5 protein-coding genes and 1 pseudogene are annotated in these 6,921 nt (G+C 74.1%); 5 read left to right on the forward strand and 1 reads right to left on the reverse strand.

The window, feature by feature from the left end; translation table 11 throughout:
- Positions 1-5 precede the first annotated feature (5 nt).
- From ACIRNI_RS20505 to ACIRNI_RS20515, 3 genes are all read left to right on the forward strand, one after another.
- Positions 6-968 (forward strand): electron transfer flavoprotein subunit alpha/FixB family protein, encoded by a 963-nt coding sequence (locus ACIRNI_RS20505; RefSeq protein WP_403552914.1) that lies wholly within the window; start codon positions 6-8, stop codon positions 966-968.
- 159 nt (positions 969-1,127) lie between these two features.
- The gene (locus ACIRNI_RS20510) at positions 1,128-2,423 is read left to right on the forward strand and encodes a DUF6986 family protein (protein ID WP_403552916.1); all 1,296 of its coding nucleotides are present in this window, start codon (positions 1,128-1,130) and stop codon (positions 2,421-2,423) included.
- Positions 2,424-2,501: 78 nt separating this feature from the next.
- Positions 2,502-4,223 (forward strand): protein kinase, encoded by a 1,722-nt coding sequence (locus ACIRNI_RS20515; RefSeq protein WP_403552918.1) that lies wholly within the window; start codon positions 2,502-2,504, stop codon positions 4,221-4,223.
- 48 nt (positions 4,224-4,271) lie between these two features.
- Here the strand turns inward: ACIRNI_RS20515 and ACIRNI_RS20520 are convergent, their stop codons facing one another.
- Positions 4,272-5,306 carry a LacI family DNA-binding transcriptional regulator gene (locus ACIRNI_RS20520; RefSeq protein ID WP_403552920.1) on the reverse strand — a complete coding sequence of 345 codons (1,035 nt, stop codon included), beginning with the start codon at positions 5,304-5,306 and terminating at the stop codon, positions 4,272-4,274.
- A 279-nt stretch (positions 5,307-5,585) separates the two neighbouring features.
- Here ACIRNI_RS20520 and ACIRNI_RS20525 point away from each other — a divergent pair, with 279 nt between their 5' ends.
- Both ACIRNI_RS20525 and ACIRNI_RS20530 read left to right on the forward strand, forming a co-directional pair.
- Complete coding sequence (locus tag ACIRNI_RS20525; RefSeq protein ID WP_403552921.1) at positions 5,586-6,557, forward strand: ROK family protein; 972 nt, start codon at positions 5,586-5,588, stop codon at positions 6,555-6,557.
- 154 nt (positions 6,558-6,711) lie between these two features.
- A pseudogene (locus ACIRNI_RS20530) lies at positions 6,712-6,921 on the forward strand (hypothetical protein); the annotation flags it as partial.

The raw sequence follows: 6,921 nt of genomic DNA on the forward strand, positions 1-6,921 counted from the left end.
GTCCCATGGCTGAAGTTCTCGTCTACGTCGACCACGTGGACGGCGCCGTCCGCAAGCCCACGCTGGAGCTGCTGACCCTCGCCCGCCGCATCGGCGAGCCCGTCGCCGTCGCCCTCGGTGCCGGCGCCGAGGCCACCGCGGCCACGCTCGCCGAGCACGGCGCGGTCAAGGTCCTCACCGCCGACGCGCCCGAGTTCGCCGACTACCTCGTCGTGCCGAAGGTGGACGCGCTGCAGGCCGCGTACGAGGCCGTATCGCCCGCTGCCGTGCTGGTGCCGTCCTCCGCCGAGGGCAAGGAGATCGCGGCCCGCCTCGCGGTCCGCATCGGCTCCGGCATCATCACCGACGCCGTCGACCTCGAGGCCGGCGACGAGGGCCCGGTGGCCACGCAGTCCGCGTTCGCCGCCTCCTTCACCACCAAGTCCCGTGTCTCCAAGGGCACTCCGGTCATCACGGTCAAGCCGAACTCGGCCGCCGTGGAGGCCGCCCCGGCCGCGGGCGCCGTCGAGGCCCTCGCCGTCTCCTTCTCCGAGAAGGCCACCGGCACCAAGGTCGTCTCCCGCACCCCGCGCGAGTCGACCGGCCGCCCCGAGCTGACCGAGGCCGCGATCGTGGTCTCCGGCGGCCGTGGCGTCAACGGCGCCGAGAACTTCTCGATCATCGAGGAGCTCGCCGACTCCCTCGGTGCCGCCGTCGGCGCCTCGCGCGCCGCCGTCGACGCCGGCTGGTACCCGCACACCAACCAGGTCGGCCAGACCGGTAAGTCGGTCTCGCCGCAGCTGTACATCGCGGCGGGCATCTCTGGCGCGATCCAGCACCGCGCGGGCATGCAGACCTCGAAGACCATCGTGGCCATCAACAAGGACGCCGAGGCCCCGATCTTCGACCTGGTCGACTACGGCGTGGTCGGCGACCTCTTCGAGGTCGTCCCGCAGCTGACCGAAGAGGTCAAGTCCCGCAAGGGCTGATCCGTCGGATCGATCGGCAGACGTGGCCCGGGGCCGCGCGGTGATCTCACCGCGCGGCCCCGGCCCGTTGGAGGGACCATTGACGCATGTCAGGGACACCCATTAACTTCACCATACGGATTGTTGTTTCCGTGTAGTGGAAATTCGGAGGGTGTGGGAATGGGTCAGGGCCAGCAGGAGAAGGTGGCGACGAGCCTCGCCGGAGCGGTCAGCGAGGGCATCAGCGCCTCCCTCGTCTCGGTCGACGAGGAGCTCGCCCGCCGCTACCCGGGAGACCCCGGCACCCGCCAGCCCATCCACACCGTCTACGTGCCGGGTGAGGTCTTCGACGCGGGCACCATCCGCTCCTGGGGCGACCAGGCCCTCGCCATGCTCGACGAGCACGCCCCCGACGCCGCCTCCCTCGCCGGCGTCCTCGGCCTCTCCGCCGAGCTCGCCGACGACGTCCACGCGCGCGTCCGGGCCAAGCTGGAGCGCGAGCCCATCGAAGACCTGCGCGTCGACTTCGAGGACGGATACGGCGGCAAGGACGAGGACGCCGACGCCGCCCGCGCCGCGCGCCTGATCTCGGAGGCGTACGAGCAGGGCACGGCCGCCCCGTACATGGGCATCCGCATGAAGTGCATGGAGGCCGCCGTACGCGACCGGGGCATCCGCACCACCGACGTCTTCCTCACCGGCCTCATGGAGCGCGGCGGCCTGCCCGACGGCCTCGTCCTCACCCTCCCCAAGGTCACCTACGCCGAGCAGGTCGGCGCCTTCGTCCGGCTCCTGGAGGCCTTCGAGAAGGCCCACGGCCTCGACGCCGGCCGCCTCGGCTTCGAGATCCAGATCGAGACCAGCCAGGCCATCCTCGCCGCCGACGGCACCGCCACCGTCGCCCGCATGATCGACGCCGCAGAGGGCCGCGCGACCGGCCTCCACTACGGCACCTTCGACTACAGCGCCTGCCTCGGCGTCTCCGCCGCCTACCAGGCGAGCGACCACCCGGCCGCCGACCACGCCAAGGCGATCATGCAGGTCGCCGCCGCCGGCACCGGCGTACGCGTCTCCGACGGCTCCACCAACGTCCTGCCCGTCGGCCCCACGGAGAAGGTCCACGACGCCTGGCGCCTCCACTACGGCCTCACCCGCCGCGCCCTGGCCCGCGCCTACTACCAGGGCTGGGACATGCACCCGGGCCACCTGCCGACCCGGTACGCCGCCGTCTTCGCCTTCTACCGCGAGGGCTTCGAGCAGGCCGCCAAGCGCCTCTCCGCCTACGCCAACCACGCCGGCGGCGACGTCATGGACGAGCCCGCCACCGCCAAGGCCCTCAGCTCCTACCTGCTGCGCGGCATCGACTGCGGCGCTCTCGACACCGACGAGGTCGCCCGTCTCACCGGACTCACCCGTGCCGACCTGGACGGCTTCGCCGCTCCGCGGCGCGGGGACCTGACGGCCACGGCCCAGTAGGGGCCGGGGCCCACACCGCTGCCCCGTACTCTGTACGCGTATTCGGACGGGAATCGCGACACAGGGGACGGGGCAGCGGTGTCATCGGGGGAGAACGAACTGATCGCCGGGCGCTACCGGGTCATCCGGCAGCTCGGGCGCGGCGGCATGGGCGTCGTCTGGCGCGCGCTCGACGAGGTGCTGGGCCGCGAAGTGGCCCTGAAGGAGCTCCGTACCTACACGGACTCCGCCGGGCACGAACTGGCGGACCTGCGGCTGCGCCTGCAGCGCGAGGCGCGGGCCGCCGCGCGGGTGCGCCACCCCGGGGTCATCTCCGTCCACGACGTGGCCGACCACCAGGGCCGGCCCGTCATCGTCATGGAGCTGGTCGACGGCCCCTCCCTCGACGACGTGCTGGCCGAGCGCGGCGTCATGGACCCGCGCGAGGCCGCCGCGATCGGCGCCAGGGTGATGGAGGCGCTCGGCGCCGCCCACGCCGTCGGCGTACTGCACCGCGACGTCAAGCCCGGCAACGTCCTGCTGGACCGCACCGGCCGCGTCGTCCTCACCGACTTCGGCATCGCCGCCATGGACGACCCCGGCGACGGCGCCACCGCCCACCTCACGCGCAGCGGCGAGATCGTCGGCTCGCTCGACTACCTCGCGCCCGAGCGGGCCCAGGGCCACGAGCCGGGACCCCCTTCCGACATCTGGGCGCTCGGCGCCACCCTGTACGCGGCGGTCGAGGGCTCCTCGCCCTTCCGCCGTACGTCGACGTGGTCGACGCTCAGCGCGATCGTCGCGGAGCCGCTCCCCGAGCCGCAGCGCGCCGGGGCCCTCGGCCCCGTACTGCGGCAGCTCATGGACAAGGACCCGGCGCAGCGGCCGGACGCGGCGACGGCGGCGCGGCTGCTGGTGGCGGTGGCCGAGGGCCGGGCGCCGCAGGCGGCGCCCCCGCCGACGTACGTGCCGACCGAGCGGAACGTCGTGCCGCACCAGCCGCAGGGCTTCGGGCCGCCGCCCGCCGCGGGGGCGCCGGTGGCTCCGGTTCCGGGGACTTCGGTTCCGGTGGGTCCGGTTCCGGCGGCCGCTCCGACGGGCGGCCGGGCGGAGTCCGGGGCGGCGCGCCGCCGGAGCCGCGCCAGGCTCCTCGTCGCCGCGGCGACCGCGGCCGTCCTGCTGGCGGGCGGCGGCGTGACGTACGTCTTCATGGACCGCGACCAGCCCCAGGGCGGGCAGGCGCTGGTGGGCGGCCAGGCCGATCCGACGCCCGGTACGCGCGACCCCGGCCGCCCGCTCGACCAGGGCGCCGAGGCGTCCCCCTCCGCCGACGCGACACCGGGCGACGACGCCGGGCCGTCCACGTCCGCCGCCGCGCCCGCGTCCACCCCGTCCGGGAAGGCCTCCGACACCGAGCCGTCCGGCCCGCCGACGCGCACGCCGGCCACCCGGGGCGCGGGCGCCGGTACGGGCACGGGCGCAGGCACGGGCTCGGGCGGCGGCGAGAACCCCGCGCCTCCGTCCGCGCCGGCCCCCGCGCCCGTGTGCCACTCCATCGGCGGCGGCAAGTACAACTGTCAGGTGTGGGCCCGGGCGAAGTCGTACCGCGCCGACGGCAGCGAGGCGGGTGTCCTCAACGCCGGCACCAACTATTTCTTCTGCCAGGCGAACCTCGGCCGCCGCGAGACCCACGGCGAGTGGACCAACGTCTGGTGGGCCAAGACGGACGACGACAGCGGCAACGCCGGCGTGTGGGTGAGCGACGTCTACATCCAGGGCGGTGACAACGACGCGCCGGTGCCCGGCCTGCCGGTCTGCTGACCGGCAGGCGGGAGGTGGCGGACCTGACCGGCCGACGGCGGGGGCGCCTCAGGAGGACGGCGGCGCGATCTCGCCCGAGCCGCGCGGGATCAGCGTCGTCTCCAGCACCACGCGCGCCGGGGCGTCGTCCGAGCCGTCCAGCCGCCGGAAGAGCCTCTCGGCCGCCGTGCGCCCCAGCGCCGCCGCGTCCTGTGCGATGACGGTGATGCCCAGCAGGTCGGCGAGCTCGATGTCGTCGAAGCCGACCAGCGCCACCGGGTGCGGGCGCCCGGCCAGCTCCCGCACCACCGTCACCGTCACGCGGTTGTTGCCCGCGAAGAGCGCGGTCACGGGCTCCGGCGCGGCCAGCATCGCGGCGACCGCGCCGCGCACGCGCTCCGGTTCGGTCGAGCCCAGCGACACCCAGGAGTCGTCCACCGCCAGCCCCGCGTCCTCCATCGCCGCCCGGTAGCCGCGCAGCCGCTCCACGGCGGTGTGGATGCGCGGCTGGTCGCCGATGAAACCGATCCGGCGGTGCCCGTGCGCGATCAGGTGCGCCACGCCCGCGCGGGCGCCGCCGAAGCTGTCGGAGAGCACCACGTCGGCGTCGATGCGCCCGGCCGGGCGGTCCACGAAGACGGTGGCGACACCGGCCCGGATCTCCGGCTCCAGGTACCGGTGGTCGGTGCCGGCCGGAATCACGATCAGCCCGTCCACGCGGCGCGCGCAGAGCGCCAGCGCCAACTCCTGCTCCCGGTCCGGGTCCTCGGCGCTGGAACCGTTGATCAGCAGCGCCCCGTGCGCCCGGGCGACCTCCTCGACGGCACGGCTGAGCGGCCCGTAGAACGGGTCCGCGAGGTCCTCCAGGACCAGGCCGATGGAGGCGGTGCGGCCCTTGCGCAGCACGCGCGCGCTGTCGTTGCGGCGGAAGCCCAGCGCCTCGATGGCCTCCTGGACGCGGCGCTCGGTGTCGGGGGTGACGCCCGGCTCGCCGTTCACCACGCGGGAGACGGTCTTGAGTCCGACGCCCGCGCGGGCGGCCACGTCCTTCATGGTGGGCCGGGTGCCGTAGCGGTGGTCGGGGTGGCGGGCGGTCTGGGCCACAGCGCGCTTCCTGCTTCCTGTCGTCGTCGGATGGGTCGGTGGGGTGGAGGGTCGGATGTGATGGTCCGACGGTCGGATGGTCGGGTGAGACGGATGTTCAGATAGTGAGATGGATGGGTGTATCAGCCTGTTGGCGTCGAGCATAGGCCCTGGACAACGTTGTCAATGCCGGGATCCTCAGGCAGACTCTTCTTGAACCAGGCCTGTATTCGCAGGTACTCGCGGGTACGCGTAGGTACGCGCCAGTAGCTGACAGCTCTCACGGGGGACCACACGCCGATGCACTCCGACCTCACCGCCGCGCTCGACATCGGCGGCACCAAGATCGCCGGTGCCCTGGTGGACGGCCGCGGCGGGATTCTCGTACGGACCCAGCGGCCGACCCCGGCGCGCGAGGACGGCGAGACGGTGATGCGCGCAGTGGAGGCGGTCCTGGCCGAGCTGACCGCCTCACCGCTGTGGGCCACCGTCACGGCGGTCGGCATCGGCAGCGCGGGTCCGGTCGACGCCTCCGCCGGTACGGTCAGCCCCGTCAACGTGCCCGGCTGGCGCGACTACCCCCTCGTCGAGCGGGTGCGCCGGGCCACCGGCGGCCTGCCCGTCCAACTCGTCGGGGACGGCGTGGCGATGACCGCCGCCGAGCACTGGCAGGGAGCCGCCCGCGGCCATGCCAACGCCCTCTGCATGGTGGTCTCCACCGGCGTCGGGGGCGGCCTCGTCCTGGGCGGCCGGCTCCACGCGGGCCCCACCGGGAACGCCGGCCACATCGGCCACATCAGCGTCGAGCTGGACGGGGACCCGTGCCCCTGCGGGTCGCGCGGCTGCGTCGAACGGATCGCCAGCGGCCCCAACATCGCCCGCCGCGCCCTCGACAACGGCTGGCGGCCCGGCCCCGACGGTGACGCCACGGCCGCCGCGGTGGCCGCCGCCGCGCACGCCGGGGACCCGGTCGCCGTCGCGTCCTTCGAGCGCGCCGCCCAGGCCCTCGCGGCGGGCATAGCCGCCACCGCGTCGCTCGTCGAGATCGAGATCGCGGTGATCGGCGGGGGAGTGGCGGGCGCCGGCGAGGTGCTCTTCGCGCCGCTGCGGCGGGCCCTGCGCGACTACGCCACCCTCTCCTTCGTGCGCCGCCTGACGGTGGCCCCGGCGCTCACCGGCACCGACGCGGGCCTGCTGGGCGCGGCCGCGGCGGCCGCGTCCCCGCACCGGTCTGACGGGGCGACGGCCGCACCGGTTTCCCTCAGCGGCTGAGCCGCCCGGCGGACGCCGGGCTGGGAGGTCTGTTCACCCAGATACCCGTCCAGGTGGTGCCCAGCGGTCTGTCGATTGACGGTGTTGGTGTCGCGCTACGGATCCATAAGCCGACACAAGTCGACTGACGTGGTCGCGATGGAAGGAAACCCTCATGCGTTCTGCTCGCATTGTGTTTGCCTCGGCCACCGTTACGGCGGCTCTCGCGATCACGGCTCCTGCTGCCTACGCCTTCAACGCCGGTGACCGGGACAAGGGCGACTCCTCGTACAGCAGCGAGCACCACGAGAAGAAGGACGAACAGGGCAAGCCCCGCGGCGGCGTGCACGCCGGTGGCGGTCTGCTGGCCACGACGTCGGGTGAC

Source organism: Streptomyces sp. NPDC093546 (assembly GCF_044765045.1).
GTDB lineage: Bacteria > Actinomycetota > Actinomycetes > Streptomycetales > Streptomycetaceae > Streptomyces.